Origin of the sequence: Rhodococcus sp. UNC363MFTsu5.1 (genome assembly GCF_000686785.1) — a bacterium.
Classification (GTDB): Bacteria; Actinomycetota; Actinomycetes; order Mycobacteriales; family Mycobacteriaceae; genus Rhodococcus_G; species Rhodococcus_G maanshanensis.
In genome coordinates this window covers 185276-211059 of sequence record NZ_JMLO01000004.1, presented here as the reverse complement: position 1 = coordinate 211059, position 25784 = coordinate 185276, and the positions used below count along the sequence as shown (strand labels likewise).

Annotated in this window: 28 protein-coding genes and 1 riboswitch; of the genes, 15 read left to right on the top strand and 13 right to left on the bottom strand. The window is 71.3% G+C overall.

The features are described from left to right. Window positions 1-4: 4 nt before the first annotated feature. Genes tilS through dacB form a run of 3 tightly spaced genes read right to left on the bottom strand, consistent with a single transcriptional unit; the run spans window position 5 to window position 3473 of the window. Complete coding sequence (tilS, locus tag BR31_RS0107845; RefSeq protein WP_037175886.1) at window positions 5-997, bottom strand: tRNA lysidine(34) synthetase TilS; 993 nt, start codon at window positions 995-997, stop codon at window positions 5-7. Continuing rightward, window positions 994-2070, bottom strand: coding sequence for a zinc-dependent metalloprotease (locus tag BR31_RS0107840; protein ID WP_027500473.1), 1077 nt, complete (start codon window positions 2068-2070; stop codon window positions 994-996). Before BR31_RS0107840 ends, tilS begins: the two co-directional genes overlap by 4 nt. Further along, the gene (dacB, locus tag BR31_RS0107835) at window positions 2055-3473 is read right to left on the bottom strand and encodes a D-alanyl-D-alanine carboxypeptidase/D-alanyl-D-alanine endopeptidase (protein WP_051637059.1); all 1419 of its coding nucleotides are present in this window, start codon (window positions 3471-3473) and stop codon (window positions 2055-2057) included. Before dacB ends, BR31_RS0107840 begins: the two co-directional genes overlap by 16 nt. A gap of 119 nt (window positions 3474-3592) precedes the next feature. Between dacB and BR31_RS0107830 the strand changes: the two genes are divergently transcribed. Next, window positions 3593-4084, top strand: a complete 492-nt coding sequence (locus tag BR31_RS0107830; RefSeq protein WP_027500471.1) for an inorganic diphosphatase — start codon at window positions 3593-3595, stop codon at window positions 4082-4084. Window positions 4085-4226: 142 nt separating this feature from the next. Beyond that, window positions 4227-4883, top strand: a complete 657-nt coding sequence (gene lexA, locus BR31_RS0107825; protein ID WP_027500470.1) for a transcriptional repressor LexA — start codon at window positions 4227-4229, stop codon at window positions 4881-4883. Window positions 4884-4948: 65 nt separating this feature from the next. On the opposite strand, the gene BR31_RS0107820 is transcribed toward lexA, so the two are convergent. From BR31_RS0107820 to BR31_RS0107810, 3 genes are all read right to left on the bottom strand, one after another. Beyond that, window positions 4949-6643: an MDR family MFS transporter gene (locus BR31_RS0107820; RefSeq protein WP_027500469.1), complete on the bottom strand. Its 1695-nt coding sequence runs from the start codon at window positions 6641-6643 to the stop codon at window positions 4949-4951. Next, window positions 6640-7137, bottom strand: a complete 498-nt coding sequence (locus BR31_RS0107815; RefSeq protein ID WP_231496404.1) for a MarR family winged helix-turn-helix transcriptional regulator — start codon at window positions 7135-7137, stop codon at window positions 6640-6642. The genes BR31_RS0107820 and BR31_RS0107815 overlap by 4 nt, the downstream gene beginning before the upstream one ends. A 116-nt stretch (window positions 7138-7253) precedes the next feature. Next, window positions 7254-8081, bottom strand: coding sequence for a crotonase/enoyl-CoA hydratase family protein (locus BR31_RS0107810; RefSeq protein ID WP_027500467.1), 828 nt, complete (start codon window positions 8079-8081; stop codon window positions 7254-7256). Between the two features lie 126 nt (window positions 8082-8207). Here BR31_RS0107810 and uraD point away from each other — a divergent pair, with 126 nt between their 5' ends. Next, on the top strand, window positions 8208-8729 hold the full coding sequence (gene uraD, locus BR31_RS0107805) for a 2-oxo-4-hydroxy-4-carboxy-5-ureidoimidazoline decarboxylase (protein WP_027500466.1): 522 nt from the start codon (window positions 8208-8210) through the stop codon (window positions 8727-8729). Here the strand turns inward: uraD and BR31_RS0107800 are convergent. After that, the gene (locus BR31_RS0107800; protein WP_156042399.1) at window positions 8723-9688 is read right to left on the bottom strand and encodes a helix-turn-helix transcriptional regulator; all 966 of its coding nucleotides are present in this window, start codon (window positions 9686-9688) and stop codon (window positions 8723-8725) included. The genes uraD and BR31_RS0107800 overlap by 7 nt on opposite strands. Window positions 9689-9828: 140 nt before the next feature. Between BR31_RS0107800 and BR31_RS0107795 the strand changes: the two genes are divergently transcribed. Then, on the top strand, window positions 9829-11265 hold the full coding sequence (locus BR31_RS0107795) for an amidase (RefSeq protein WP_027500464.1): 1437 nt from the start codon (window positions 9829-9831) through the stop codon (window positions 11263-11265). Between the two features lie 39 nt (window positions 11266-11304). Here the strand turns inward: BR31_RS0107795 and BR31_RS0107790 are convergent, their stop codons facing one another. After that, on the bottom strand, window positions 11305-11943 hold the full coding sequence (locus BR31_RS0107790) for a TetR/AcrR family transcriptional regulator (protein ID WP_231496415.1): 639 nt from the start codon (window positions 11941-11943) through the stop codon (window positions 11305-11307). Window positions 11944-12014: 71 nt separating this feature from the next. Between BR31_RS0107790 and BR31_RS0107785 the strand changes: the two genes are divergently transcribed. From BR31_RS0107785 to BR31_RS0107770, 4 genes are all read left to right on the top strand, one after another. Then, complete coding sequence (locus BR31_RS0107785; protein ID WP_027500462.1) at window positions 12015-13058, top strand: ABC transporter permease; 1044 nt, start codon at window positions 12015-12017, stop codon at window positions 13056-13058. Window positions 13059-13119: 61 nt separating this feature from the next. Beyond that, window positions 13120-13593, top strand: coding sequence for a YbaK/EbsC family protein (locus tag BR31_RS0107780; RefSeq protein ID WP_027500461.1), 474 nt, complete (start codon window positions 13120-13122; stop codon window positions 13591-13593). A 177-nt stretch (window positions 13594-13770) separates the two neighbouring features. Further along, window positions 13771-14322 carry an NADH:FMN oxidoreductase DszD gene (gene dszD, locus BR31_RS0107775; protein ID WP_027500460.1) on the top strand — a complete coding sequence of 184 codons (552 nt, stop codon included), beginning with the start codon at window positions 13771-13773 and terminating at the stop codon, window positions 14320-14322. Window positions 14323-14442: 120 nt separating this feature from the next. After that, window positions 14443-14979, top strand: a complete 537-nt coding sequence (locus BR31_RS0107770) for a winged helix-turn-helix domain-containing protein (RefSeq protein WP_027500459.1) — start codon at window positions 14443-14445, stop codon at window positions 14977-14979. Between the two features lie 66 nt (window positions 14980-15045). Here the strand turns inward: BR31_RS0107770 and BR31_RS0107765 are convergent, their stop codons facing one another. The 4 genes from BR31_RS0107765 to BR31_RS27840 all read right to left on the bottom strand — a co-directional run bounded on the left by BR31_RS0107765 (window position 15046) and on the right by BR31_RS27840 (window position 17682). Beyond that, window positions 15046-15681 (bottom strand): LLM class oxidoreductase, encoded by a 636-nt coding sequence (locus BR31_RS0107765; RefSeq protein WP_027500458.1) that lies wholly within the window; start codon window positions 15679-15681, stop codon window positions 15046-15048. 46 nt (window positions 15682-15727) lie between these two features. Continuing rightward, window positions 15728-15820 carry a putative leader peptide gene (locus tag BR31_RS32580; RefSeq protein WP_354578721.1) on the bottom strand — a complete coding sequence of 31 codons (93 nt, stop codon included), beginning with the start codon at window positions 15818-15820 and terminating at the stop codon, window positions 15728-15730. A 9-nt stretch (window positions 15821-15829) separates the two neighbouring features. Beyond that, window positions 15830-17101, bottom strand: coding sequence for an aminotransferase class V-fold PLP-dependent enzyme (locus tag BR31_RS27845; RefSeq protein ID WP_037175882.1), 1272 nt, complete (start codon window positions 17099-17101; stop codon window positions 15830-15832). A gap of 45 nt (window positions 17102-17146) precedes the next feature. Further along, a riboswitch (SAM riboswitch) is annotated at window positions 17147-17262 on the bottom strand. Between the two features lie 144 nt (window positions 17263-17406). Then, window positions 17407-17682 carry a hypothetical protein gene (locus tag BR31_RS27840; protein WP_037175880.1) on the bottom strand — a complete coding sequence of 92 codons (276 nt, stop codon included), beginning with the start codon at window positions 17680-17682 and terminating at the stop codon, window positions 17407-17409. Window positions 17683-17975: 293 nt separating this feature from the next. Here BR31_RS27840 and BR31_RS0107750 point away from each other — a divergent pair, with 293 nt between their 5' ends. The 3 genes from BR31_RS0107750 (at window position 17976) to BR31_RS0107740 (ending at window position 20819) form a co-directional block, all read left to right on the top strand. Continuing rightward, window positions 17976-19049: a Glu/Leu/Phe/Val dehydrogenase family protein gene (locus tag BR31_RS0107750; protein ID WP_051637058.1), complete on the top strand. Its 1074-nt coding sequence runs from the start codon at window positions 17976-17978 to the stop codon at window positions 19047-19049. 215 nt (window positions 19050-19264) lie between these two features. Continuing rightward, entirely contained in the window at window positions 19265-20158 is an 894-nt protein-coding gene (locus BR31_RS0107745) for an oxidoreductase (protein WP_231496414.1), read from the top strand. A gap of 43 nt (window positions 20159-20201) precedes the next feature. Then, complete coding sequence (locus BR31_RS0107740; protein ID WP_027500455.1) at window positions 20202-20819, top strand: LysE family translocator; 618 nt, start codon at window positions 20202-20204, stop codon at window positions 20817-20819. A 25-nt stretch (window positions 20820-20844) separates the two neighbouring features. Here BR31_RS0107740 and BR31_RS0107735 read toward each other — a convergent pair whose 3' ends face one another. After that, window positions 20845-23637, bottom strand: coding sequence for an ATP-binding protein (locus BR31_RS0107735; RefSeq protein ID WP_027500454.1), 2793 nt, complete (start codon window positions 23635-23637; stop codon window positions 20845-20847). Between the two features lie 211 nt (window positions 23638-23848). Here BR31_RS0107735 and BR31_RS0107730 point away from each other — a divergent pair, with 211 nt between their 5' ends. The 4 genes from BR31_RS0107730 to BR31_RS0107715 all read left to right on the top strand — a co-directional run bounded on the left by BR31_RS0107730 (window position 23849) and on the right by BR31_RS0107715 (window position 25763). Beyond that, complete coding sequence (locus BR31_RS0107730) at window positions 23849-24205, top strand: VOC family protein (protein WP_027500453.1); 357 nt, start codon at window positions 23849-23851, stop codon at window positions 24203-24205. 59 nt (window positions 24206-24264) lie between these two features. After that, window positions 24265-24483, top strand: a complete 219-nt coding sequence (locus tag BR31_RS0107725) for a hypothetical protein (RefSeq protein WP_027500452.1) — start codon at window positions 24265-24267, stop codon at window positions 24481-24483. Window positions 24484-24551: 68 nt separating this feature from the next. Beyond that, on the top strand, window positions 24552-25001 hold the full coding sequence (locus BR31_RS0107720; RefSeq protein WP_027500451.1) for an iron chaperone: 450 nt from the start codon (window positions 24552-24554) through the stop codon (window positions 24999-25001). A gap of 102 nt (window positions 25002-25103) precedes the next feature. Next, window positions 25104-25763: an SDR family oxidoreductase gene (locus tag BR31_RS0107715; protein ID WP_027500450.1), complete on the top strand. Its 660-nt coding sequence runs from the start codon at window positions 25104-25106 to the stop codon at window positions 25761-25763. Window positions 25764-25784: the final 21 nt, after the last annotated feature.

The window sequence follows — 25784 nt, the reverse complement described above, 5'->3', positions numbered from 1 at the left end:
TCATTCACCGGTCGGGGCCGATCGCTGTCTGCCCGAGCGCTAGCCTGCCATGCCGCCGCGACAGCACCAACCTGGCTCCCGGACTCCCCCCGCCGACCGCGACGCCGCCCTGCCCGCGCCAGCGCCCGATCAGGTCGTCCGCGGCCCGCAGCTGCCGGTCGGTCAGGTCCCGCGCACCGTTCCCGAGCAGCCACAGACGCAGCGCCCTGCGTCGCACGGCCGGATGGATGTCGACGAGCCCCGCCACGTCCAGCCCGCCCTCGGACTCCGCGTCGGCGAGCACCCGGACCGCGATCGCATCGAGCACCTCGCCGTCCTCGCGCAGCTGGTCGGCGGTGCGGGCCAGGGCCTGCGCCACGCCGCCGCCGAGGATCTGTTCGAGCAGCGGCAGCGCCTCCGAGCGCAACCGCACCCTGGTGAACTCGGGACTGAGGTTGTGCGGATCCCGGTACGGGTCGAGCTCGAGCTCCTCGCAGGCCCTGGCCGTGACGCCGCGGCGCACCGTGAGCAACGGCCTGCCCCATGGCGCGTCGAAGTCGCGCATCCCGGCGAGCGAACGCGGCCCCGAGCCGCGGGCAAGCCCGAGCAGCACCGTCTCCGCCTGGTCGTCGAGGGTGTGCCCGAGCAGTACCGGCCTGCCTGCCCTGGTGTCGCCCAGCGCCGCGTAGCGGGCGCGGCGGGCGGCCGCCTCCAGCCCACCGTCGCGGTCGACGCTCACCGCCAGCACCCGAGCCGAGGCGCAGCCGAGGTCGAGGGCGCGGGCCGCGGCCTGCTCGGCCACCGCACCCGAACCCTCCTGCAGCCGGTGGTCGACCACGAGGGCGTGCACGGGTCCCGCCTCGGCGACCGCCGCGGCGGTCAGCGCCAGCGAGTCGGCCCCGCCCGACAGGGCCACCGCGACACCCGTGTCCGCGCCGTGTGCGGCGACCCAGCGCCGGACGGCGTGCCGCACCTCCAGCAACGCCGGTCCCTCCGGCAGCAGCCGCGGGCGGCTCATGCGAGGACCCGGGCGATCCAGCTCTCGGGGTCGTCGATCTCGGCCGTCAACGGCAGGGTGTCGGGTCCGGTCCAGATCGCGTTGAACTCGGCCATCCCGACCCGGCCGACGACGGCGTCGACAAATGCCTTGCCGCGCACGTACTGGGCCATCTTGGCGTCCATCCCGAGCAGCGCGCGGACCAGCCGTTGCAGCGGGTTCACCTGCCGGGCGCGACGGCGGTCGAACGCCCGCCGGATCGCCACCACCGACGGCACGACCGCGGGCCCGACGGCGTCCATCACGTGGTCGGCGTGCCCCTCGAGCAGCGTGCCGAGCATCAGCAACCGGTCGAGGGCCGCCCGCTGGGACTCGGTCTGGGTGGCGCGCAGCAACCCGAGCACCCCGCGGTCCTCGGGAGCGGCGTTGTCGCCCCGACGCTGACGCAGCACGGTGGTGAGCCTGCCGAGCAGGTCGGCGACGGACTCGTCACCGCCCTCACCGATCGACGCGACGTTGTCCCGCATGTAGCCGGCCAGCCAGGGCGAGGAGGAGAACTGGACCCGGTGGGTGACCTCGTGCAGGCACACCCACATCCGGAAGTCGCTCGGCACCACCTTCAGTGCCCGCTCGACGCTGACCACGTTGGGCGCCACCAGCAGCAGCGTGCCGTGCTCCCCGGTGAAGGGGTCGTACTGGCCGAGGATCGCCGAGGACAGGAACGCGAGCATCGCGCCCGCCTGCAACCCGGCGGGCACACCGCCGAGCAGGCCGCGGTCGGTGACCGCGTCGTCCCCTGTGAGGTTGGCCATCGATCGGGCCGCGGCGCGGATCCAGCCGGGCCGGTCCACCACCTGCGCCTCGGGAACGGGCAGCCCGTCGGCCAGGCCGGTGACGTTCCGGACGGGGCCCTCGGCGCGGATGGAGGCCGCGGACAGCTCCGCGACCGCCGCCTCCGCGGAATATCTCGTGGTGCTCGGGCCCGGCTTGGTCAGCCGCACCCCGGTTCGGGAAGCCAGGTCCCAGTCGACGACGCCGGCGAATCCGCCGGATCGTGGTGAGTTCGCCGCCTCGCGGCTCACAGGCACCCGCAGGAACGCAGGGCCGACGCGATCGCGTCGAGGGCGGGGCGACTGACGTCCGGCGGCCGGTCATTGGACATCAGCGCGAAGGTCAGCACCCGGTTGTCGACGTCGGTGACGTAACCGACCAGCGCGCTCGCATTGGACAGGGTCCCGGTCTTGGCCCGGACCCACCCGGCACCGCGGCGATCGCCCGAGGCGTAACGATCGGACAGCGTCCCGGTGGCCCCTGCCACCGGCAGGTAGTCCAGCATCGGCCGCAGTCGCGGGTCGGCGTCGCCCGCGGCGTCGGTGAGCGCCTGGTCCAACAGCCGCGCCGGGATGCGGTTGTCCACCGAGAGTCCGCTGGCGTCGTGCAGCGTCATCCCGTTGGTGTCGATGCCCGCGGAGCTCAGGGTCTGGCCGATCGCGGTGACCGCACCCCCGAACGAGGGTTCGGTCCCGACCGCGGTGGCGATCTCCCGGCCGATGGCCTCGGCGAGCACATTGTCCGAGTGGCCCATCATCTGACCGAGTCGGTCGCGCAGGGCGGCGGATTCGACGGAGGCCAGCGGCGCCGCGCCCGGCGGCGCGATCCCCGGGGTGACCTTGGCCGGGTCGACGCCGAGCGCGGCGGCAAGCGCGCGGCCGGTGTCGAGGGACGCGGTGGCGGTGCGGGGCGACTCGTCCTCGATCGGGTTGAGCCGCCCGCCGTCGAGCATCAGCGATTCGATGGGCGCGATGTAACCGGCGCCGATGTCCGCGGGGAACCAGCCCTGCGCCATGGTCGGCCCGGCGTACGCGCTGGTGTCCACCACGATGCTGTCCACGGGTGTCCCGGCGCCCCGGATCTGGGCGGCCAGATCCTCCACGCGGGGCGCGCCCGGGTAGAAGCCGGGCTGCCCTGCCGGCTGCGCGGTGAGGGTGGGGTCGCCGCCGCCGATCAACACGATCTGGCCGGGCACGGCGCCCTGCACCACCCTGGTGGCCACCCGGTGCTCGGGGGGCAGGGCGAGCAACGCCGCGGTCGCGGTGGCGATCTTGGTCGTCGACGCCGGGGTCATCGGAGCCTCGGGACGCTGGCTCCAGAGCACGGTGCCGGTCGCCGCATCGGACACGGCGCCGGTGAAGTTGCCGAGACCGGGGTCGGCAAGAGCCGGGCCGAGGACGGCGGCGAGGGCGGCGGGATTCGGCACGGGGGCGTCCGCGGGAACCGGCGCGACCTTGGGGTCGGGCAGGATCGGCGGCGGCTCCGGCATGGTCGTGGTCGCCGCGTCGGCCGACGAGTCACCGTCGAATCGCTGGCCGGCGAACACCGCAGCGCCCGCGCCGACGACGAGGACCAGCCCCGCGGACAGGAGGAGCCGGACCCGCTTGCGCCGTCGCGCCGCCAAGGACCCCAGCTTCCGGTCCTTGGATCCGAGCTTTGCCAACACCCCTCCGTTTGTTTTTCCGGCCCGCCGCTGCGCCGCAGGTCCGTCTATGTACCTCCACATTATCCCGGACCGGCTACCCTGACCCCGCACCATCCACCGAGACAAAGCGAGGAAGAGGCGTGGAGTTCGACGTCACCATCGAGATCCCCAAGGGTCAGCGCAACAAGTACGAGGTCGATCACGAGACCGGCCGGGTCAAGCTGGACCGCTACCTCTACACCTCCTTCGGCTACCCCGCCGACTACGGCTACATCGAGAACACCCTCGGCGAGGACGGCGACCCGCTGGACGCGATGGTGCTGCTGCCCGAGTCGGTGTTCCCCGGCGTGATCGTCGAGGCCCGCCCCGTCGGCATGTTCAAGATGGTCGACGAGGCAGGCGGCGACGACAAGGTGCTGTGCGTGCCCGCGGGCGACCCGCGTTGGGACCACATCCAGGATCTCGCCGACGTCTCGCAGTTCGAGCTGGACGCGATCAAGCACTTCTTCGTGCACTACAAGGATCTCGAGCCGAACAAGCACGTCACCGGCGCCGACTGGGTCGGCCGCGCGGAGGCCGAGAAGGTCATCACCGAGGCCATCGAGCGTCTGAAGGCCAACGGCGGCCACTGAGCCCACATCGCCGAAAGTGTGGGATTCCGCCCGTTTTCCGGGTGGGATCCCACACTTTTTTCGTTTACCCGAAAGCGAGACCGGGCGGCGGTCGCTCACCCATGTCCGCTGGTTGTCGCCCTCCACCACTACCATTCGCCGGGTGACCGGATACGACGACGATCTCGACTACCTCGACACCTCGACGCTGCCGCCCCGCCAGCAGCGGATCCTGACTGTCATCCGAGACTTCGTTGTCGAGCGGGGTTACTCGCCAAGCGCCAGGCAGATCGGGGACGCGGTGGGCCTGCGCTCCTCGTCGACGGTGTCGAAGCATCTGAAGAGCCTGGAGGAGAAGGGCTTTCTGCGGCGCGGCGACTCGGTGTCGCGGCCGATCGACGTGCGTCTGTTCCTCCGGGGATCGGCGACGCGGGAGTCCGCCGAGGGCTCGGTGAGCGTGCCCGTTGTCGGTGACATCGCGGCAGGCACCCCGATCCTCGCCGAGGAGCATGCCGACGACATGCTGACCCTGCCGCGCGAACTGGTGGGCTCCGGCACGGTTTTCGGCCTGCGCGTGCGCGGCGATTCGATGGTCGATGCCGCGATCTGTGACGGCGACATCGTGGTCGTGCGGCAACAGCACGAGGCACATTCGGGTCAGATCGTTGCCGCGATGATCGACGGCGAGGCCACCGTCAAGGTGTACCGCCGCAGGAACGGGCACATCTACCTCGAACCGCGTAACCGTGCCTACGAGGTCATCGACGGCGACGAGGCCGTGGTGCTGGGCAAGGTCGTCTCGGTGATGCGCCGAATCTGAGCCACGCCGACGCACGAGGGGCCCCGCCCGGCTACCGGACGAGGCCCATCGTGCACATTCCGTTCCTACTCCTCGGCGCCCTCGCCGGATTCCTTCCTCGCCGCAGCCGAGGCCGCCAGTCCCCCTGCCGTGCGCAGCGGGACCTCCTTCCAGAAGAAGACCAGCACCAGGGCGACCAGCGCGACACCGGTCACCGACAGGAACACCGTCGACATCGACTCGGAGAACCCGACCTTGAAGGGTTGGGCGAGCGCCGGGCTCAGCTGCTGGATGATCGAGCTGTCCTCGAGTACCTGACCCGCCGAGGTCACGTCCTGGTTCGCCAGCCCGGTCGACAACGCCACATCGGCCGGGTTCGAGCTGTGCAGGCCGTCCACGACCGCCTGCTGGAAGGCCGGATCCTTGGCGGCCGAACGCAATTCGTCGCTGATGTTCGGGGTCAGCTGCGTGAAAAGGATCGACAGGAACACCGCGACGCCGAGGGTGCCGCCGATCTGCCGGAAGAAGGTCGCGGCCGCGGTCGACACCCCCATGTCCTGCGGGGGCAACGCGTTCTGGATCGCCAGCGTCAGCGGCTGCATCAGGTTGCCGAGACCGAAGCCGGTGATCGCCATGAAGACCATGACGAGCGGCAGCGCCGAGTCCGCGTGCACGAAGTGCAGCAGGAACATGCCGAGCGTGAGCAGCGAGGCGCCGATCAGCGGGTACGCCCGGTAGTGCCCCGTCTTGGAGATCCGCTGACCCGAGATGATCGATCCCGCCATGAGTCCGAGCACCATCGGCAGCATCTGCATGCCCGCCAAGGTGGGGCTCGACCCGCGGACCACCTGCAGGTACTGCGGCAGCAGCGTGATGCCGCCGAACATCGCCGCACCGACGACGATCGAGATGACCACGCCCATCGCGAAGGTGGAATTGCGGAACATCCGCAGCGGGATCAACGCGGCGTCGCGCATCCCCCGTTCCACGAGGATGAACCCGAGCACGCCGAGCACACCGATGACGTAGCAGGCGATCGAAAGGTTACTGCCCCAGCCCCATTCGCGACCCTGCTCGGCGACCACCAGCAGGGGGACGATGCCGATCGCGAGGACGAGCGCGCCCCACCAGTCGATCCGCACCCCTGGTCGGCGGACCCTCGGCAGGTGCAGCACCTTCGAGACCACCGCCAGCGCGAACACGCCGATCGGGACGTTGACCAGGAAAACCCAACGCCAGCCGTCGATTCCGAGGATGGTCTCCTGGCCGGCCAGCAGGCCGCCGAGCACCGGCCCCAGCACGCTGGACGTGCCGAAGACCGCGAGGAAATAGCCCTGATACTTGGCGCGTTCGCGCGGTCCGACGATGTCACCGAGGATGGCGAGTGCCAACGACATCAGCCCGCCAGCGCCGAGGCCCTGGAAGGCACGGAACGCCGCCAGCGCGTACATAGACTGGGCGAGGGTGCACAGCAGCGAGCCGAGCACGAAGATGACGATCGCGGCCATGAAGAACGGCTTGCGGCCGTACATGTCGGACAACTTGCCGTACAGCGGGGTGGAGAGCGTGGCGGTGATCAGGTACGCGGTGGTCACCCACGCCTGCAGCGCGTAACCCTGCAGGTCGTCGGCGATCGTCCGGATCGCCGTCGAGACGATGGTCTGGTCGAGCGAGGCCAGGAACATGCCCAGCATCAGTCCGCTCAGGATGACCAGGATCTCGCGGTGGCTGAACTCTCCCGCGACGGGCGCGGGGGCGGTCTGTTCGGGCGACTTTGTCATCGAACGCCCCGCTCCGGCGAAAACACGGGACGCATCCGCTCGTAATCCGTCACGAACCGGTCCATCAGGCGCGCGAAGTCCTGCAGGTCCTCGACGGGCCAATCGGCGAGCATCATCCCGAGCCGCTCATTGCGCAGGTCGCGGATCCGGCCCGCGGCGGCCCGCCCTGACTCGGTGACGGCCAGCACGCTGGCCCTGCCGTCGGTCGGATCGGCCTGGCGCTGCACGTGCCCGCGTTCGACGAGCTGTGCCACCTGGCGGCTGACGGTCGACGGGTCGGTGTACATCGACTCCGCGAGCGCGCCCGACCGCATCGGCCCGTCCTTGAGCAGGCGGAACAGGCAGGCATAGGCCGCCGGGTCGATCCCGTCGGTGGACTTGGCGTGGGCGATGGTCCGGTCCCGCACCCGCTGCAGCCGAACCAGGTAATTACCGATCTCGTCGGCGTATGGCTCGATCTCGTCTCGCATCACGCACCCCAATGCTTGCGTCACTCAACTAGTTTCCGGCCGCAAGTATGTGACGGGGGCACGCCGTTGGGCAAGCGGCGACGGTGGGAACCGGCATCCGGTCGGCCGGACGCCGGTTCCCACCGTCGAGGGAAGGGAGGTCAGCGACCCTTGAAGTCCGGGGTGCGCTTCTGGAACACCGCGGCCATGGCCTCGCCGATGTCCTCGGAGGCGAGGAACGCCGCGTTCCATGCCGCCACGTACCGCAGGCTGTCGTCCACCCCTGCCGAGCGGCTGTGATCGAGCACGTCCTTGATGCCCTGCACCACCAGCGGCGGGTTCGCGGCGATCTCGGCTGCCGTCGCGTGCGCGGCGGCCAGCACGGCGTCCGCGTCGGCGAACACGTCGTTGACCAGGCCGATCTTCTCGGCCCGCGCCGCGTCGATGTCCTTGCCGGTGAGCGCGAGCTCGCGCATGTGGCCGTCGCCGATGATCGCGGGCAGCCGGGCGAGGGTGCCCATGTCCGCCACGATCGCGACCTTCACCTCGCGAATGCTGAACTTCGCATCCGCGCTCGCGTACCGGATGTCGGCCGCGGTGACGAGGTCGACGGCGCCACCGATGCACCAGCCGTGGATGGCCGCGACGACCGGCTTGCGGCAGTCGGCCACGGCGTTGATCGAGCGCTGCATCTTCTTGATGTCGTCGTGGAAGGCGGTCCGCGGTGCGGCCTGCGCCTTGTCGCCGAGGACCGGCGCCATCATCGGGGCCATCGCCGCGAGGTCGAGGCCGAAGGAGAAGTGCTTGCCCGATCCGGCGAGGACCACCGCCCGCACCTCGGGGTCGGCGTCCAGCTCGGCGAAGATCAGCGGCAGCTCGCGCCAGAAGTCGGGACCCTGCGCGTTGCCCTTGCCGGGCCCGATGAGGGTCACCTGCGCGACGCGGTCCTTGCGTTCGACGGTGAAGGCATTCCAGGTCTGCTCGGTCATTACTCAAGAGTAACAATCCCCGGCGGCGCACGTTAAGGCTGCGCAAACTCCGCCCACGGGGTCTTTTCCGGGGTCAGACTGAGGCGCAGAATCGGCTTTCCGGGGCCGGGTGAGATCGGAGATGCCATGTTGATGCATCAGGGGATCGGGCTCGACAGGTTCAACGCGTTGTCCGAGCGGGGCGCGGTGCACGCGCTGTTCGAGTGCTGCTGCTCGGCGACCTGGGCCCGGCAGGTCGCGGCGGGCAGGCCGTACGGCTCACATCACGACCTGCTCACCGCGGCGGACTCCGAGCTGTTCGAGCTGTCCGAGGCCGACATCGACCGGGCCCTCGAGTGTCATCCCGGGATCGCCCGCCGGGCCCAGACCACGGCCTCGAGCCAGGAGCAGTGTGCGGTCTGGGCGCCGGACGAGGCCACCATGTCCGCGGTGCTGGCGGCGACCGCCCGCTACGAGGAGAGGTTCGGGCACGTCTACCTGTGGTGCGCCGCCGGTCGCGATGCCACGGCCCTGCTCGACGACCTCACCAACCGGATGGGTAACTCCCCCGACACCGAACTCAAGACCATGCTCGGCGAGCTCGCGAAGATCAACCGGATCCGGATCGAGCGGATGCTCGGCCCTGAGGGCGGCTACGTCGACTACTGACGCGCGGGCACGGCGCTGAGGCCGACCCTCGTCGCGAACACGGCCGCCGCCGTCCGATTCGGCGAGCCGGTCTTTCGCAGGATGTTCTCGACATGGGTTGCCACCGTGGCGGCGCCGACACCGAGGTCGGCGGCGATCTGGGCGTTCGATCGGCCACCGGAGACGAGCACGAGCACCTCCAGCTCGCGCAGCGTCAACTCGGCTGGGGCATCGACTCCGCGGTACCGGACGAGCGTGCCGGCCCGGACCGCCTCCAGACGGACCCGGTACACCTCGCCGTCGACGATCAGGATCCGGAACTCCGTGCCTGCCGCGCACAACTCACGCCACGTCTGCCCCGCCCCGAGCAGACGCGGCGAGGCGCCGGCCGTGACCGGCCACGGCCGGCCCGCGACGTCCACCACGAAGGCCTCCTCGCCGGGCTCGACGCGAACCCGGCCGCCCTCGGAGCTGGCCAGCGGGTCGATGGACTCGGCCAACGTCTCCGCGAGCAGGGAGACCAGCGCGAGCGACTGGTCGTCAACGCCGCCCTCCGCATAGGTACTCAGGTTCAGCATCCCGACGTACCGTCCGTCCGGGGAGAACAGGCAGTGACTGAGCCCGTCCCGGTAGCCGTGCGCCCCGATGACATCGTCGAAGACCGCCCCACACCTACGGCCCGGCTCGATGTCGTGCAGCCGCAGCGGGATCCGGTGCTGCTGCAGCTCGGCGAACAGGGCCAGGTCCTGCATGCGCTCGTTCATCACCCGGGCCGCCTCGAGCGGATAGCCGAAGCTCGCCGAGGTCACGTGTCGTCGCCGCATCGGGTCCCAACGGGAGAGTGCCGCGTGGTCGTGCGGGACCGCGGCGCGCAACGCGAACAGCAGCCTGCCCGCCTCCGGCGCCCGCGAACCCGCGCCGACCTCCGCGCGCAGACGCACGGCTGCACCCAGACGCTCGCGCGCGGACGACGTACTCATGGCAGGAGTATGCCCGGCCCCTGATCGCGGCCGGGGCGGTTCGCGCTTGTCCGCAGAGCGCATCCGTAGAACGACGGAGGCCGGGCGCGCCGCCTCGCCCTACCGTCCGCGGAACCAGCAACCACATCGAGGAGGACCTGATGGACATCGGCGAGTACGCGGCACAGGACGCGACGGGCCTGGCGGCCCTGATCCGTGACCGGCAGGTCAGCGCGGCGGAGGTCGCGGCGGCCGCGGGCGAGGCGCTCGACAAGATCGACCCGCAGTTGTCCGCGATCGCGGGCGAGCGGTACGAGACCCCGCTCAGCCACGACGAGAACGGCGTCTTCGCGGGAGTCCCCTTCGCGATCAAGGACCTCATCGCACACGCGGAGGGAGTCCCGACCCGCAGCGGCAGCCGGTTGTTCGGACCCGGCGTCACCTACCCGTACGACACCTACCTGATGGCCCGCTTCCGCCGGGCAGGCCTGGCCACGATGGCGACCACCACCTCCCCCGAGTTCGGCTTCAACGCCACAACGGAGGCGCTGGCCTACGGCGAGCCGACCCGCAACCCCTGGGACCTCACCCGCAGCGCCGGCGGCTCGAGCGGAGGTTCGGCCGCGCTGGTCGCGGCCGGCGCGCTGCCGATGGCGCACGCCAACGACGGCGGCGGGTCGATCCGGATCCCGGCCGCGGCCTGCGGGGCCGTCGGCCTCAAACCGAGCAGGGGCCGGATCACCGCGGGACCGGACTTCGCCGATCCGCTCATGGGCCTCGGCGTCGAGTTCGCGATCACCAGGAGCGTGCGCGACTGCGCCGCGCTGTTCGACGCCGTGCACGGCTCCGAGCCGGGCGACCGCTACCTGTTCCCCGAGCCGGAGCGGCCCTTCGCCGAGCAGGCGCGGACCGGATCGCGGCGGTTGCGGATCGCCTTCACCACGACCCCAGCCGACCCGGACCGTGCGGTGGACGCCGAGAGTGCGGCCGCGGTGCGACTGGTCGCGCAGCAGTTGTCGGAGCTGGGCCACGACGTGCACGAGGCGGCGCCGTCGATCGACTCCGCGGCGTTCGACCGCGCCAACCTGGATGCGTGGTGCAGCTTCCTCGGCGATGCCGTGACCGGTGCCGCAGCGCAGCTGGGGCTGACCCCAGGGCGGGAGCACCTCGAGGCGACCACCCTCGCATGCGTGGAGTATGGGAAGGCGCTGTCCGCCTTCGACATCTACGCGGCCGATCGCGTGTTCAACACCGTGACCAGGGAGGTCGCGCGGTTCCTCACCGGATTCGACGTTCTGCTGACGCCCACGACGAGCGGGCCGACCGTCCCGCTCGGCCGCCTCGACGCCGACGACACCGCGCTGGACGCGCGGGGCTGGTACGACCGGATCTTCGAGTACGCGTCGTTCACGGCGCTGTTCAACGCGACCGGGCACCCCGCCATCTCGCTCCCGCTCGCCCAGTCGACGCAGGGCTGGCCGATCGGCATGCAGTTCGTCGGCCGGTACGGCGACGAGGGGACGCTGCTGGCGCTGGCGGGCGATCTCGAGCGGGCCATGCCGTGGGCCGACCGACACCCGCCGGTCTCGGTGTACTGACCGCGGCGCCGCGGTTGGGCGGCAGGCGCCAGGGCCCACTCAACCGCGGGTCGCGCTCGCGATCGCCCCGGCGAACAGCTCGGACACCGCCGTCTGCACCGCGTGCCGGTCGACCTGCTCGGGGTCGACCGCGTGCTCGAGCATCAGCCCGGAGATCAGCGCCATCAGCGTGATCGCGGTGTTACGGGCGTCGAGGCGCTCGCCGACGCCCCAGTCCGCCGCCCGCTCGGCGATGAGCTGCTCGAGTTGTCCGCGCAGGTGCCGCCGCTCGCGCAGGTAGGCCTGCGCTATCTTCGGGTCCCTGGCTGCCTGCAGGCCGAACTCGAGCACGAGCAGCGCCCAGCCAGGGTCGGCGACCAGCCAGGAGCTGATCGTCTCGCCGCCACGCCCCGCGGCTGCGGTGGCGCCGAGCCCGGCGATCTCGGCGAGCACCCGCCCGGCCAGCTCGAGTGACCGCTGCGCGAACAGCTCGGCGAACAGGTCCTGCTTGGACTCGAAGTTCGAGTACACCGCGCCCTTGGTGAACCCCGCCCTGCGGGCGATGTCCGCCAGCGTGGCCGCGGCGAAGCCGTTCTCGACGAACTCCTCGGCGGCGGCGTCGATCAGCCGTTGGCGCACCACGTCGCGTCCCGGCCGGGTGAGCGGACCCGGCGGTGACGCAGCTCTCCCTTGACCGATCTCATTCACGATACCTACGGTATTCAATACCGAGAGTATCGGCAAGGACGCGCCGCGAGAGCAAGGAAGCCATGACGACCACCACCACCGAACCGCACCGGTCCACCAGCCCGACCGATCGCTACAGCCCGCGGCAGATCATGATCGCGGTGGTCCTCGGCGTGCTGCTGCTGCAGCTCGGCTTCATCACCAGCTACGTGGCCGCGTTCCACCAGCCGACCCCGCGCGACATCCCGATCGCGGTGGTCGCCGAGACCGGCCTGCCCGACGGCATCGGCCAGCAGGTCACCGACGAGCTCAACCGCATCGACGGCCACCCGGTCGAGGCGCGGACGGCGGCCAACACCTACGAGGCGCGCTCGCTGATCCGGGACCGCGAGATCATGGGCGCCTACGTCATCAGCCCCACCGGCACCGACACCCTCATCACCGCCAACGCCGCGGGCAGCTCGGCGGCGACCGCCCTCGAGGGCATCTTCACCAAGGTCGACGCCGCCAAGCACCGCACCTTCGTCGTCCGCGACGAGGTGCCGGTCGCGGTGCACGACAACCGCGGCCTGTCCGGCTTCTACCTCTCGCTCGGCTGGGTGGTGGGCGGCTACCTGCTCGCCGCCGCCATCGGACTGCTCATCGGCGCGCCGCGCACCCTGCGGGAGGCAGGCAGGCACATCGCGATCATGGCCGGGTACGCCGCGGTCTCGGGATTCCTCGGCGCGCTCATCACCACGCACCTGCTCGGCACCTTCACCGGCCACCTGCTGCCGCTCTCGCTGCTCGGCGCTGGCGTGGTCTTCGCGACGGGCATCTTCACCATGGGCCTGCGGGCGTCGGTGGGGATCCTGGCGGTGCCGCTGGCGATCCTGATCTTCGTCGTGCTCGGGAACCCGAGCGCAGGAGGTGCTTTCGGCTCCAACGTGCTGCCGGGCTTCTACGCCGCCATCGGGCGCTGGATCACCCCGGGCGCAGGCACCGAGGGCGTGCGTTCGATCGTCTATTTCCAGGGCACCGGAGTCGGCCAGCCGATCGTCACGCTCGCCATCTACGCCGTGCTGGGCGTCGCGCTCATGCTCGGCTGCACCGCGAGGAACACCAGGCGGGCGGCCGCCGCGGTGTGAGTGCCGCGACACGGCGGCCCGCATGCCGTGCGCAGCCGCCGTGCCGGTCCTACTGTGGGGCATGGCCAGGCTCCTGCACCCGAACGCCGCCCACGTCGCGCGCGTCCTGATCTCCCGTGGCCATCACGGTGTGGTGGTGACCCAGGACGAGTCGACCCACACCGCCGAGGCGGCCGCCGCCGCGCTGGGCGTCGAGGTCGGTGCGATCACGAAATCGCTGGTGTTCCTGCTCGACGACGACCCGATCCTGCTGCTGGTCTCCGGCGCCCACCGGGTCGACATCGAACGCACCGGCAAACGACTCGAGGGCACCCTGACCCGGGCGCCCGCCGACACGGTCCTGGAGGTGACCGGCCAGCCGATCGGCGGCGTCGCCCCGGTCGGGCACCCGACCAATCTGCCGACCTATGTGGACGCGGCGCTCGCCAAGTACCCCGAACTGTGGGCGGCGGCAGGCCATCCCGCGACCGTGTTCCGCACCACCTTCGCCGAGCTGCTCCGCATCACGGCCGGGCTGGCCATCGACGTCGACTGACCCGAGTCCTATAGTGGGCGAAAACAGATCCCTGGAGGCGAAGTGACTGACGGAGTGTGGAGCCGGCGACACGTCGACCTGTGCCGCACCTCCGCGAGCCGGTGTCCGAGCTGATCCGACTCGTCGCACGCACCACTGGTGCGTGCATCTAGCGCAGCCGAAGATCCGGAGAATCCGTTGTCACAGCCACTCGAGAACCTGCCGAACGCAGCCACCCCCGAGGACCCGATCGGCATCACCGCCGACCAGTACCGGGCGGCGATGCGCCGTTACCCGGCGGGCGTCACCATCGTCACGCTCGACTCAGGGGCGGGGCCGGTCGGCTTCACCGCCACCTCATTCGCGTCGATCTCACTGGACCCCCCGCTGGTCTCGTTCAACATCGCGCACACCTCCTCGTCCATCAAGGCGCTGCACGGCGCCGACTCGCTGGTGATCCACCTGCTCGGCGAACACCAGCAGCACCTGGCCCAGCGCTTCTCGCGCAGCGCCGATCAGCGCTTCGCGGACGAATCACTGTGGAAGCGCCTCGAGACCGGCGAGCCGGTGCTGCACGGCACACCGATCTGGCTGCGGACCACCGTCCACCAGCTCATCCCGATCGGCGACCACACGCTGGTCATCGGGCTGGTCACGCGGGTGCACGACGAGGACGACGCGGAGGCGGCCGCGGCTCCCCTGCTGTACCACGACGGCCAGTACTTCCGTCCTACCCCGCTCGGCGAATGATCCCGGCGGCGAACATCACCATGCCCACCTCCACCGTCATCTCCCCCGTTCGGAGTGAGTGTCGCAGCTGTCGTTGACCACGACCGGCGCACACCATCACAATTGAACTGGGAGTTACCCATGATTGATTCCACACTGGGACAGCGGGATTCGAATCCCGACCTCATCCTCACCCTGCAATTCAGCAACACCGGATCCACCGATCGGCAGCAGCTGGTCGCTCTCGCGAACGCCCTTCGCGCGACCGCGCAGGAGCTCCTTCCCGGGGTCAGCACCCGGGCCCGGATGGACACCGCCCCCGCACCCGCCGCCGCACCCTCGAGGCCGGCGGCCATCGACGCGCCGCTGGTCATCGATCTCCCGGCACGTCAGGTGTTCACCCGCGGCGAGCCGGTCTCGTTGAGCCACACCGAGTTCGAGATCCTCTCCCACCTGGCCCGACGGCCGCGGGTGGTGGTCTCCAGGCGTCGACTGCTCGAGCTGAGCGGCAACCTCGGCGAGCGCGAGCGGGCCGGGCGCAGCGTGGACGTACACGTCTCCCGGGTCCGGATGAAGCTGGGGCGGTACGGCTGGCTGGTGTCCACCGTCCGCGGCACCGGCTACCGCTTCGATCCCGACCCCCGGGTCCGCATCATCACCGAACCCGTGGCGGCCTGAGCACACACGACGGCGGGAGCCGTCGGCCGGCATGACCGGCCGACGGCTCCCGCCACCATGTGCCCGCTACGAGGCGAGAATGCTTCTGCCGGAAGTCAACCCGAACTGACCGAGCACCTCGCCGAGCGTCGCCGATGGCCGGGTGAGGCCGCGCTCGTGCAGCAGCGGCAGCACGTCGTCGACCACGCGGTCGAGCACGCGGGGCAGGACCAGAGGCAGCAGGGTCACCCCGTCGGCGACCCCGGCCGCACTGATGTCGGCGATCAGCCCGGCCAGCCCCGATGCCGTCCCGACGTAGGAGATCGAGTCGGGCAGCCGGGCACCCCGGAGCCCACCGTCAAGCAGGGCCAGTTCCCTTCGTGCGGAACGTGAATCATCGCCGAGGAGCACCTCGACGTCGAGCAGCACGGTGACCGAGTCCGGGTCCCGGCCATCCGCCGCGACGTCCGCCCGGATCCGGTCACGCTGTTGCTGTGCCCCGCGGAGGTCGTGCGCCCGGATTCGGACAACGGTGCCGGGAACCGCGGCCAGGTCGAGCTGCGCATCGGGGTCCGCCGGTGCGGTCAGGTCCACCCAGTAGTCGGTGAGCCCGAGCGGGATCCGGAAGTCGGTGTGCGCCGCGGACGCCGGATGGTGTCCGGCGCCGGACAATTCGACCGCGACATGCAGCGGCCGGGTACGGAAAGACGAAATGGTGGACATGGGTCTCCTCGAGGGATGCGTGCGAGCTGATGAGCTGGGGACGAGCTCAGCCCAGACACATGCCCGACGCGGTACGGCAGAGATCCACATGCCGACGGCACCACCGAGCGTCAGTCGCCACGGTCGTCACGGGTGCCATGGCGCGAGTTTACCCGGCAAGGCCCGCCGCGGGTCGGCGACCGTCCACCAGTTCCCGCAGCGCCGCGACCAACCGGTCCACGTCGGCCGCATGGCTGCCCAGCCCGAGGCTCGCCCGGACCGCACCGTCCGGCCTGCCGAGCCGGGCGAGCAGCGGGTGCGCACAGAACCGACCGTCGCGTACCCCGATGCCGTGCCGGTCCGAGAGGTAGCTCGCCACCTCACGGGGCGTGCAGCCGTCGACGGCAAAGGTGACGATGCCGACCGAATCCGGTGAGTCGGACCAGATCCGGAGCAGCTCGACACCGTCGATGCCGCGCAGCCCGTCGATGAGCCGAGCGCACAGGGCGCGCTCGTGCCGCTCCGAGGCGTCCGCGTCCAGCCCGGCCAGCGCCGCGCAGGCCGCCGCCAGCGCCGCGACGCCGAGCACATTGGGGGTCCCTGCCTCGTGCCGCTGCGGGGCCGGAGCCCAGTCGACGCCCGCCGCCGAGACGTCGCGGGTCGCGCCGCCACCGACCAGGTACGGCTCGGCGGCGTCCAGCCAGTCCCGCCTGCCGATGAGCGCGCCCGCCCCGAACGGCGCGTACAGCTTGTGGCCGGAGAAGGCCAGGTAGTCGATGCCGAGCTCGGCGATGTCCACCCGCCGGTGCGGCAGCAACTGGGCGCCGTCGACCAGGATCCGCGCCCCGCAGGCGTGCGCGACCTCGGCGAGCCGGGCAATCGGCAGCACCTCACCGGTGACGTTGGAGGCGCCGGTGACGGCGAGCAGCGCGGCCGGCTTGCTGCACAGCTCGGCGACGATCCGTTCCACCGTCTCGGCGACGGTGTCAGCAGACCGGACGATCCGCGCGCCGTTCTTCTTCCAGGGCAACAGATTTGCGTGATGCTCGATGTCGAGGACGACGGTGTCGCCCGGCACGCAGCCGGCGAGCAGGTTCAGCGAGTCGGTGGTGTTCCTGGTGAACACCACCACGTCGTCCGCCCTGGCTCCGACGAACCCGGCGACCACGTCGCGGGCGCCCTCGTAGCTGGCGGTGGACACCTGCGAGGCGTACCCGGCGCCCCGGTGCACGCTGGCGTAGTACGGCAGCAGATCCTGCACCCGCGCCGTGACCTGCGCCAGGGCGGGCGCGCTTGCGGCGTAGTCGAAGTTCGCGTAGGTGCAGGTCCCGCCGCCGGACAGCGGGACGGTCAGGTCGGCGCCGGAGACTTCGGCGAACGGCCGGTCGATGGAGCAGCGCTCGTCGGAGCGAACGGCGGTGGCGGTGAGTACAGCAGTCATCAGACATCCCTCGGTCAGGGACCCGTGTGCTAATGGAAGACAACGAGCCCGCGCTTGCCGGGTCCGGTGTTGGACCGCAGCCAGGTCGTCACCCGGGGCACCCCACCGCGGTGGAGGGTTGCCGGCCAGCAAGCCGGGGCTATCTGCTGGCACTCATGACCTACGGCGAGGATGGCAGCTCGGGAAGCGGGTTGTCAACAGCAGAGACCGGCTCGCGTGATCCGCGAGCCGGCCCCTGACGCCCGATGGCCTGCCTCATTCACATGAAATGACTTGTTGCTCAGCCTTTCTGGTCCGACCGAGACCTAACAGGCGGCGAGGAGCATCACCGGCGCGGCGGGCTCCATCCGTACACACGGCACCCCCAGCGCGCGCACGTGCTGCACCGCCGCAGCGTCGGCGGCCGAGCAGATCCCGTCGAGCACGTCCTCGGTGGCGATCGCGCCGAGCAGGTCGTCACCGAGCGCCCGCGTGGACTCCAGTCCGTGCCGCACGAGCCACCGCTCGGTCTCGACGAAGGCCGCGGGGGGTCCGATGAACAGCACCCGCCGGAGCTGCGGCGCCGCCTGTGTTGTCGTCATGGGGTTTTCCTCCTGGAGTTCGGGTACACACCAACTCTCGCCGGGGGCGGGGCCCGTGTCTGTCCGCCGATCGGCCGGTCCGCCGGTGGAACCCCGGGTCCACCGATCGGCGGACAACTGAGCGCTGCGTCACACCCGTGACCGCGGTCACCCCACCCGACTGATCATTCCGATCAGCCAGAAGTCTCACTATTGACTGTTGTGCCAGCCATATCGACTGTGGTGGCGACACACAGCGCACCTCGACACTGCTCTGATCGCCACCCAGCCCAGCTATCGGAAGGACGTCAACGATGACCACCCTGGAAGCCCGCCCCATCACCCGCGCCGAGCGCGGCGGTTTCGACCACGAACACGTCGCCCTCGAATGCGGACCGCGCTCGGGCCTCCCGATCACCGTCGCCGTGCACTCCACCCGGCTGGGACCCGCGCTCGGCGGCTGCCGGGTGTGGCAGTACCCGGACTGGCAGTCCGGCATGGAGGACGCGCTCCGGTTGTCCGCCGCGATGACCCTCAAATGCGCGGTCGCGGGCCTGGACACCGGCGGCGGCAAGTCCGTGATCGCCCTGGCACCCGGCGAGGTCCTCGACGGGGACCGCCGCCGCGCGGCCATGCTCGACCTGGCCGACATCGTCGACGTTCTCGGCGGGAGCTACCGAACCGCCGAGGACGTCGGCACCAGCGCGGCCGACATGCAGATCGTCCGCGAACGGACCGCACACGTCTTCGGCCTGCCCACCGCCGCGGGCGGGATCGGCGAACCGGCCGAGCCGACCGCGGTCGGCGTCTACTCCGCCCTGCGCGCGACCGTCGATCGCGCGTTCCCCGGCTCCGGCCTCGCGGGCCTGAGGATCACGATCAGCGGACTCGGGCAGGTCGGCTCCCGGCTCGCCCGCACGCTCGCGGCCGAGGGCGCCGTCCTCACCGTCAGCGACATCGACGGTGGCAAGCTGGCGCTGGCGCAAGAGATCGGCGCCCGCTGGGTCCGGCCCGAGGACGCCCCGGCCGTGCCCGCGGACGTCTTCGTCCCTGCCGGGGTCGGCGGCGTGCTCACCGACGAGGTGATCGACGGCCTCGACTGCCGCGCGGTCGTGGGTCCGGCGAACAACCAGCTCGCGCGACCGGACGGCGCGGATCGCCTGGCCGCACGGGGGATCCTGTGGGCACCCGACTTCGTCGCGAATGCGGGCGGTGCCCTGTTCGCGATCCTGGCCGACGGCGAGAACAGGGGCTACGACGAGGTCCTGGCCCGGGTGAACCTCATCGGCAGCACCCTCGGCGAGCTGTTCGACCGGGCCGAGCGCGCGGGCATCACGCCGTTGGCGGCCGCCCACGCGGCCGCGGACGAGCGACTCGGTCGCGGCTGAGCGATCTCCGGGCGTGGCGGTGCGGTCGGCCGTAGGGTCGGGCACGCCAGGACCGCGCCGCACCGTCTGGAGGAGCCATGCCCGCATCCGAGCCGCCCACACCCCGCCGACCGGACCCCGGGCCGGTCATCGAGGCCGGGCGCGCGGCCAGGCGGCCGCTCGCCGAGCCGCGGTTCCGTGTCGCGGACCTACCCGACCAGCGCGGCCGGACCATCATGGTGACCGGCGCCAACAACGGCCTCGGGCTGCAGGCCGTCACCGCGCTCGCGGGCGCGGGCGCCCGGGTGGTGCTGGCCTGTCGCGACCTCGAGCGCGCCGCCAGCGCGCTGGACTCGGCCCGGGCGGCCGGTCGCGCCGCCGGATCCACCGCCGAACACGTGCTGGTCCGGCTCGACCTGGCGGACCTGGCCTCGGTGCGGGCCGCGGCCGCCGAGACCGCGGCGGCGGTGGACTCCGTCGATGTGCTCATCAACAACGCCGGGGTGATGGCGATCCCGAAGAGCACGACGGCAGATGGGTTCGAGACCCAGTTCGGCACCAACCATCTCGGCCATTTCGCGCTGACCGACGCGATGCTGCCACTGCTCCTGCGGGTCGAGGCGCCGCGGGTGGTCACCCTGGCGAGCATCGCGCACTACGGCGGGACCATCGACCTCGAGGACCCGAACTTCGAGCGACGTCCGTACGAGCGCATGGCCGCGTACCGGCAGTCCAAGCTCGCGAACCTGATCTTCAGCGCCGAGCTCGCCAGGCGGGCCGCGGCCGCGGGCAGCCCGCTGATCTCGATCGGCGCACACCCTGGCGTGGCCGCGACCAACCTCTTCGACGCGATGCTGCCGCCGATACCCGGCCTCGCGTCACTCACTCGGCTCGGCATGCGGATCGTCGTCAACAGCGAGGCCGACGGCGCGCTGAGCCAGCTCTACGGCGCGACGATGCCCGACGTCGACAACGGCGACTACCTGGGCCCGGAGCAGCTGCGCGGCATGCGCGGACCGGTGACCCGGTGCGGTCGCAACGAGAGCGCTCGGGACCCGGAGCTGGCGCGGGAACTGTGGGAGCTGTCGGTCGAGACGACCGGCGCCGACTTCGCGGCGCTGCGCCCATGACACCGATTTGATTCGAATCCTGATCCGCGGTTTCCTGTCGCCTATGACCGCCGCCACCCTGCTCAGCTTCGCGGGCCTGTGCCTGCTGCTCGCGCTCATGCCGGGACCCGACTCGTTCCTGGTACTCCGCTACAGCATCGGCGGCACCCGCCCCGGCGTCGCGGCGGCCGTCGGGGTGTCCATCGGCAGCCTGTTCTGGGCGGTGGTGGTTGCCCTCGGCGTCGCGGCACTGCTCGAGCAGTCCGCGTCCGCCTACCGAGTGGTCAAGATCGCCGGCGGGCTGTATCTGCTCTACCTCGGGGTCCGGGCCCTGCTCCGGCGGCGGGCGGCAGGGCCGGCGGCGACGGGACCGGTCGCGGCCTCGACCGGATCCGCGTTCGGCGCCGGGGTGCTCTCGTGCGCCCTGAACCCGAAGATGGGCCTGTTCTACCTCGCCGTCGTCCCCCAGTTCCTCGACCAGGTGACCTTCGGCTCGGCGATGACCCTCGGGGCGGTCGAGGCGGTCGTGGCGCTGGTGGTGATGGGTGCCTTCGCGGTCGCCGCGTCGCGCCTGGTCGCGCTGCTGCGCAGGCCCAAGGTGACCGAGCGACTGGAGACCGTCAGCGCCGGCATCCTCGCCGCGCTCGGCGTCGGCACCCTCGCCTCGGCCGGCGGTTCCTGACCGAGGCGTCCCGCCTCGGTCACCGCTACCCGGGCGGGGTCATCGGGGCGAGGCCGAGCTCGGCGAGCGCGGCCGCCCCACGGGCGGCGTGGTCGCCGCCGGCGAGCACCATGGTCCGCGCCGACTGGTAGCGGCACCCGGCGGCGTCGAACGCCGCTGCCGTGGCGAGCAGCCGCTCCCGGTCGTCGGCGAGCAGCGCACCGGCCCGCTCCACGATGGCACCGGCGACGGGGTTGCCCGCCACGATGGTCCCGGCCTCGGCCAGGCGGTCGGCGGCATCGGGGCTGCCCGCGAGCACCGTGGCCTCGGCGCGCAGCGCCACATACCAGTGCAGCCAGACCCACGTCAGCCATCGCCACACCTCGCCAGGCTCCGGCGCCATCCGTTCCAGCGCCCCGCCCGCATCCCCGTTGTGCAGCAACAGCATCGAGTCGTAGACCGCGCGGTAGCCGTAGGTGTGTTCCGCCGGGGTGTCGAGTTGATCCATCACGGCGGACCATTCGCGACGCGCATCCCGGTCGTCGCGCAGGCCGTGGATCATCTCCACGCCCGCGACCGCAGCACCGAGAACCGATCCGGTCGGGTTGCCTGCCCGCTGCCACGCCTCGAGGAACCGGGCACTGCGGGTCAGCACCTCGTCGACGTTGCCCGCCAATGCGTCGGCCACGAGCAGCTGGCTGGTCGCACGATGGCCGACCTCGGCCAGCATCGGATGATCCGCGAGTTGCCGTGCCCACCGGCGAGCGCCGGGCAGGTCCCCCACGCCGAGGCCGGCCTCGGTGGCCTCACCGAGCGCGTCGATCAGCTCGTGGGTGCCGGTCGGGGTGCGCGGCGCGGACGCGAGCAGCGTCATCCGACGCCGGGCCGTTGCCGCGGCGGCGAACGCGTCACCGGCCCAGCTCTGGGTGCCGGTGAGCGTGTCGAGCGCGGCGGACTCGGCGAGCGGGTCGCCGGTGCGGTGGGCGAGTTCGACCGCCCGTTCGGCGCACGCGATCGTCTCCGGTACGGCGTCGGGTGAGCCCTCGGCGGCACCGAACGCCTCGGTGAGTGCCCTCCCGGCCTCGGCCAGCGCCACCGCGGCCCTTGCGGCCGGGTCGTCGCCCGCCAGCTCCTCGGCCTCGGCGACCAGCGCGATCGCCTCCCCCGGCGGCAGCGGACTGACGAACTTGCTCGCGAATCGGTATGCGTTGGTGGCGGCGGTCGCCAGGTCGGCGGCGGCGCCCGCGGTGTCCCCTGCTCGCCGGGCGGCGTCCGCGGCGGCCCGGTTCAGGCGGTACATGTCGTCACCGCGCATCCGACATCCGGCCACCGCCGCTGCCTGCCGGAGCATCGGCGCGGCGGCGGAGTCGTCCGCAAGCGCGGCCGCCTGCTCGTACCGCTGCTGGGACTCGCCGATCAGGTGGCGGGTGAAGGTCAGCTCGGCCAGCTGTCGGGCGAGGCCGTACGCCTCCGCGCGCAGCTCCGGCCGGTCGGCCGCCCACGCCAGGGCCGCGCGGAGGTCGTCGGCCACCGCGTCGAATCGTGCCCGCCAGTCGGCCCGGACCACCGCGAGGTCGGCGGCCTCGGCCAGGCACCAGCGCAGGTGCAGGGACCGGACCTCGTCCAGTTCACCGGCCTCGGCGAGCCGCTCCATCCCGTACTGGCGGATGGTCTCCAGTGCCCGGTACTCGGTCCCGGTCGGGGACGCCATCACCGCCAGCAGGCTCTGCTCGGCGAGCCGGGCCAGCCCGTCCGCGACAACGCCTTTCCCGGACGCGGTCACCTCCGCGGCCGCCGTGACGGAGAAGGACTTCATGAACACCGACATCCGGCGCAGGAGCACTCGATCGGCCGGTTCCAGCAGGGCGTGGCTCCAGTCCAGCGCCGCCCGCACCGAGCGGTGCCGATCGTCGGTGCGGGCGCCGCCCGCGAGCATCCGGAGCTGGTCGGACAGCCCGTCGGTGAGGCCGTCCAGCCCGAGCGTGGTCCAGCGGGCCGCGGCCAGCTCGATCGCCAGCGCCATCCCGTCCAAACCGCCACAGAATGCGGCAACCTGTTCCCGCAGTGCATGATTCGGCGGCCAGCCGCTCGCCGCCGCGCGATCCATGAACAACGCGACCGCGTCCGATTCACCGTCGCCCGCCAGCGACATCGGCGGGACGGTGTACGCCCGTTCGAACGGCACCAGCAACCGGGCCCGGCTGGTCGCCAGCACCGTCACCCGTGGGCACGCCGCGAGCAGCCGTTCGATGAAGGGCGCCACCCCGTCCCGCACGTGTTCGCAGTTGTCCAGCACCAGCAGGGCGTGACGGTCGGCCAGCGCGGCCAGCACCGACTCGTCCATACCGCGGCCGGGCTGCTCACCGAGGCCGAGTGCGAGACCGACCGTGCCCGCGACCACGTCGATGTCCGGGCTGGTGATCGGCACCAGGTCGACGAACCACACGCCGTCGGAGAACTCCTCGGCCACCTCGGCGGCGACCGACAACGCGAGCCGGGTCTTGCCGACCCCGCCCGGGCCGACCGCGGTGACCTGCCGATCGTTCCTGATCATCTCGGTCAGCTCGGCCCGCTCCCGCCTCCTCCCGATGAACGAGGTCAGCGGCGCGGGCAGCTCCGGCGCCGGGTGCGACCGGTCGGCGCGAACCGGCTCGGACGCGTGCTGGGCGAGTGCCCGCCGATCCGGGACCCCCAGCTTGCGCAGGAGCGAAGAGACATGGCTCTCCACCGTGCGAACCGAGATGAACAGTCGCGCACCGATCTCCGCATTGCTGAGGTGCTCCCCCACCAGCGTGAGCACCTCGGCTTCCCGAGCGGAGATGTCCACCGTCGCCGTCATGGGCCTCATTTTGCAGTATCCGCCTCGCACTCAGGACCTTCGGACGGTCTGAAGTGTCGGGCGCGGACGATCCGTGCGCCGATCAGTGGAGGGTTCCGTGGTCACCACGGATGTGGACAGGCCCCGCCGAAGGAGATGGTGGTGACACGTCCGGTTCACCTCGACAGACGGACAACCCGGGTCGATACGACCCACGACTTCAGGAGTGATCATGACCAGCACTGCCACCCAGGGAATCAAGACCGTTCTGCATCCCGTGTCCGACCTCGCGGCGGCCAAGACGATCTACGCCGCGCTGCTCGGTGTGGAGCCGCAGACCGACTCGCCCTACTACGTCGGCTTCGAGGCGGAGGGCCAGCACATCGGGCTGGTGCCCGGCGGTGGACCGCAGGGTATGACCGCGCCGGTCGCCTACTGGCACGTGCCGGACATCGAGGCGAAGCTGGCCGAGATGACCGCCGCGGGCGCCACGGTGAAGGAACCCGCGAACGAGGTCGGCGGCGGCCGCCTGGTGGCCACCGTGACCGACACCGACGGCAATGTCCTCGGGCTGATCCAGGACCGCTGAGTCCCACCCCCGACGCCGTCCGCGGCGCCATCGTCGCTCGCCTTCGAAGAGGAGTCCCCATGAACTGGAACAACAGGTTCCGACAGATCCACCGCTGGACGTCCATCGTCTTCACGGTCACCGTCATCGTCGCCACGGTCGCGGTGGCACTGAAGGCCGCCATCTGGTTTTCCTACCTCCCGCTGCTCCCGCTCGCCGTGCTGCTCTTCAGCGGTCTCTACATGTTCGTGCTGCCGTACACCCGCCGCAGCGCACGCAGGCCCGTCGGCGTGCGGTGACCTCCGGGAGCACCGCTCCGACGCTCCACGATCATCCCGACCACAGTCGACTCCAAGGAGATGGACCGATGACCGCTCAGAAGACCAAGTCCGCGGTGGCGTTCACGGACGAAGAACGCGCCGCGATGAAGGAACACGCCCAGGAGCTGAAGACGGCCGCCCGCCGCGGCTCCCGCGCGAAGAAGGCGGACGGCGAGCAGGACGTGCTCGAGAAGATCGCCGGGATGGCGGAATCCGATCGCGTGATGGCCGAACGGATCCATGCCATCGTCAAGGCCAACGGACCGGAGCTCTCGCCGAAAACCTGGTACGGCATGCCCGCGTACGCCAAGGACGGGAAGGTCGTGTGCTTCTTCCAGAGCGCGGAGAAGTTCAAGGCGCGGTACGCGACGCTCGGCTTCAACGACATCGCGAACCTCGACGACGGCACCATGTGGCCGACCGCCTTTGCCCTGACGACGCTGACCGACGCCGACGAGAAGAGGATCGGCGAGCTCGTGAAGAAGGCGGCTGCCTGAGGTCCGGAGCCTGCCACTGCACGGCGGTGGCAGGCCGGCCGTCCGTTGCGCGGGCCGGGCGGGCGCGCTGTACTGGCAGCGACATCGACGGAAGGAACCGGCATGGCACGCGTCGTCATCATCGGCGGTCACGGCAAGATCGCCCGGCATCTCGCACCGATTCTCGCCGACCGGGGCGACCAGGTCACCGCCGTGATCCGCAATCCCGCGCACGCCCCCGACGTCGAGGCGACCGGCGCAAGTGCCGTCGTCGCCGATGTCGAGCACCTCGACACCGACCGGATCGCCGAGCTGATCCGCGGGCACGACGCCGTGGTGTGGTCGGCGGGCGCGGGCGGCGGTGACCCCGCGCGCACCTACGCCGTCGACCGGGACGCGGCGATCCGCTCGATGGACGCCGCCGAACGCGCAGGCGTCGACCGGTACGTCATGGTGTCCTACTTCGGGGCCAGGGCGGACCACGGCGTCCCGAGCGATAGTTCGTTCTTCCCCTACGCGGAGGCCAAGGCCGCGGCCGACGACCATCTCCGCGGCACCGCCCTGTCCTGGACGATCCTCGGCCCCAGCACGCTCACCCTCGACGCGGGCACGGGCAGGATCGAGGTCGGGCCGGGCCTCGAGTCGGGCACCGTGCCCCGCGAGGACGTCGCGCGGGTGGCGGCGGAGGTGCTGGTGCGGCAGGCGACCGTCGGGAGGTTCATCGGCTTCAACACCGGTGACGCCCCGATCGACGACGCCCTCGACTCGCTCGCCCGAGGATGATCACGCTGTCCGCCCCGACAG

Excerpts from the sequence above, each read along its gene's own strand:
- tilS (WP_037175886.1), bottom strand. The coding sequence starts at position 997 with ATGAGCCGCCCGCGGCTGCTGCCGGAGGGACCGGCGTTGCTGGAGGTG.
- BR31_RS0107820 (WP_027500469.1), bottom strand. The coding sequence starts at position 6,643 with ATGACAAAGTCGCCCGAACAGACCGCCCCCGCGCCCGTCGCGGGAGAG.
- BR31_RS0107810 (WP_027500467.1), bottom strand. The coding sequence starts at position 8,081 with ATGACCGAGCAGACCTGGAATGCCTTCACCGTCGAACGCAAGGACCGC.
- uraD (WP_027500466.1), top strand. The coding sequence starts at position 8,208 with ATGTTGATGCATCAGGGGATCGGGCTCGACAGGTTCAACGCGTTGTCC.
- BR31_RS0107800 (WP_156042399.1), bottom strand. The coding sequence starts at position 9,688 with ATGAGTACGTCGTCCGCGCGCGAGCGTCTGGGTGCAGCCGTGCGTCTG.
- BR31_RS0107795 (WP_027500464.1), top strand. The coding sequence starts at position 9,829 with ATGGACATCGGCGAGTACGCGGCACAGGACGCGACGGGCCTGGCGGCC.
- BR31_RS0107785 (WP_027500462.1), top strand. The coding sequence starts at position 12,015 with ATGACGACCACCACCACCGAACCGCACCGGTCCACCAGCCCGACCGAT.
- BR31_RS0107780 (WP_027500461.1), top strand. The coding sequence starts at position 13,120 with ATGGCCAGGCTCCTGCACCCGAACGCCGCCCACGTCGCGCGCGTCCTG.
- BR31_RS0107770 (WP_027500459.1), top strand. The coding sequence starts at position 14,443 with ATGATTGATTCCACACTGGGACAGCGGGATTCGAATCCCGACCTCATC.
- BR31_RS0107765 (WP_027500458.1), bottom strand. The coding sequence starts at position 15,681 with ATGTCCACCATTTCGTCTTTCCGTACCCGGCCGCTGCATGTCGCGGTC.
- BR31_RS32580 (WP_354578721.1), bottom strand. The coding sequence starts at position 15,820 with ATGGCACCCGTGACGACCGTGGCGACTGACGCTCGGTGGTGCCGTCGG.
- BR31_RS27845 (WP_037175882.1), bottom strand. The coding sequence starts at position 17,101 with ATGACTGCTGTACTCACCGCCACCGCCGTTCGCTCCGACGAGCGCTGC.
- BR31_RS27840 (WP_037175880.1), bottom strand. The coding sequence starts at position 17,682 with ATGACGACAACACAGGCGGCGCCGCAGCTCCGGCGGGTGCTGTTCATC.
- BR31_RS0107750 (WP_051637058.1), top strand. The coding sequence starts at position 17,976 with ATGACCACCCTGGAAGCCCGCCCCATCACCCGCGCCGAGCGCGGCGGT.
- BR31_RS0107745 (WP_231496414.1), top strand. The coding sequence starts at position 19,265 with ATGGTGACCGGCGCCAACAACGGCCTCGGGCTGCAGGCCGTCACCGCG.
- BR31_RS0107740 (WP_027500455.1), top strand. The coding sequence starts at position 20,202 with ATGACCGCCGCCACCCTGCTCAGCTTCGCGGGCCTGTGCCTGCTGCTC.
- BR31_RS0107735 (WP_027500454.1), bottom strand. The coding sequence starts at position 23,637 with ATGACGGCGACGGTGGACATCTCCGCTCGGGAAGCCGAGGTGCTCACG.
- BR31_RS0107730 (WP_027500453.1), top strand. The coding sequence starts at position 23,849 with ATGACCAGCACTGCCACCCAGGGAATCAAGACCGTTCTGCATCCCGTG.
- BR31_RS0107725 (WP_027500452.1), top strand. The coding sequence starts at position 24,265 with ATGAACTGGAACAACAGGTTCCGACAGATCCACCGCTGGACGTCCATC.
- BR31_RS0107720 (WP_027500451.1), top strand. The coding sequence starts at position 24,552 with ATGACCGCTCAGAAGACCAAGTCCGCGGTGGCGTTCACGGACGAAGAA.
- BR31_RS0107715 (WP_027500450.1), top strand. The coding sequence starts at position 25,104 with ATGGCACGCGTCGTCATCATCGGCGGTCACGGCAAGATCGCCCGGCAT.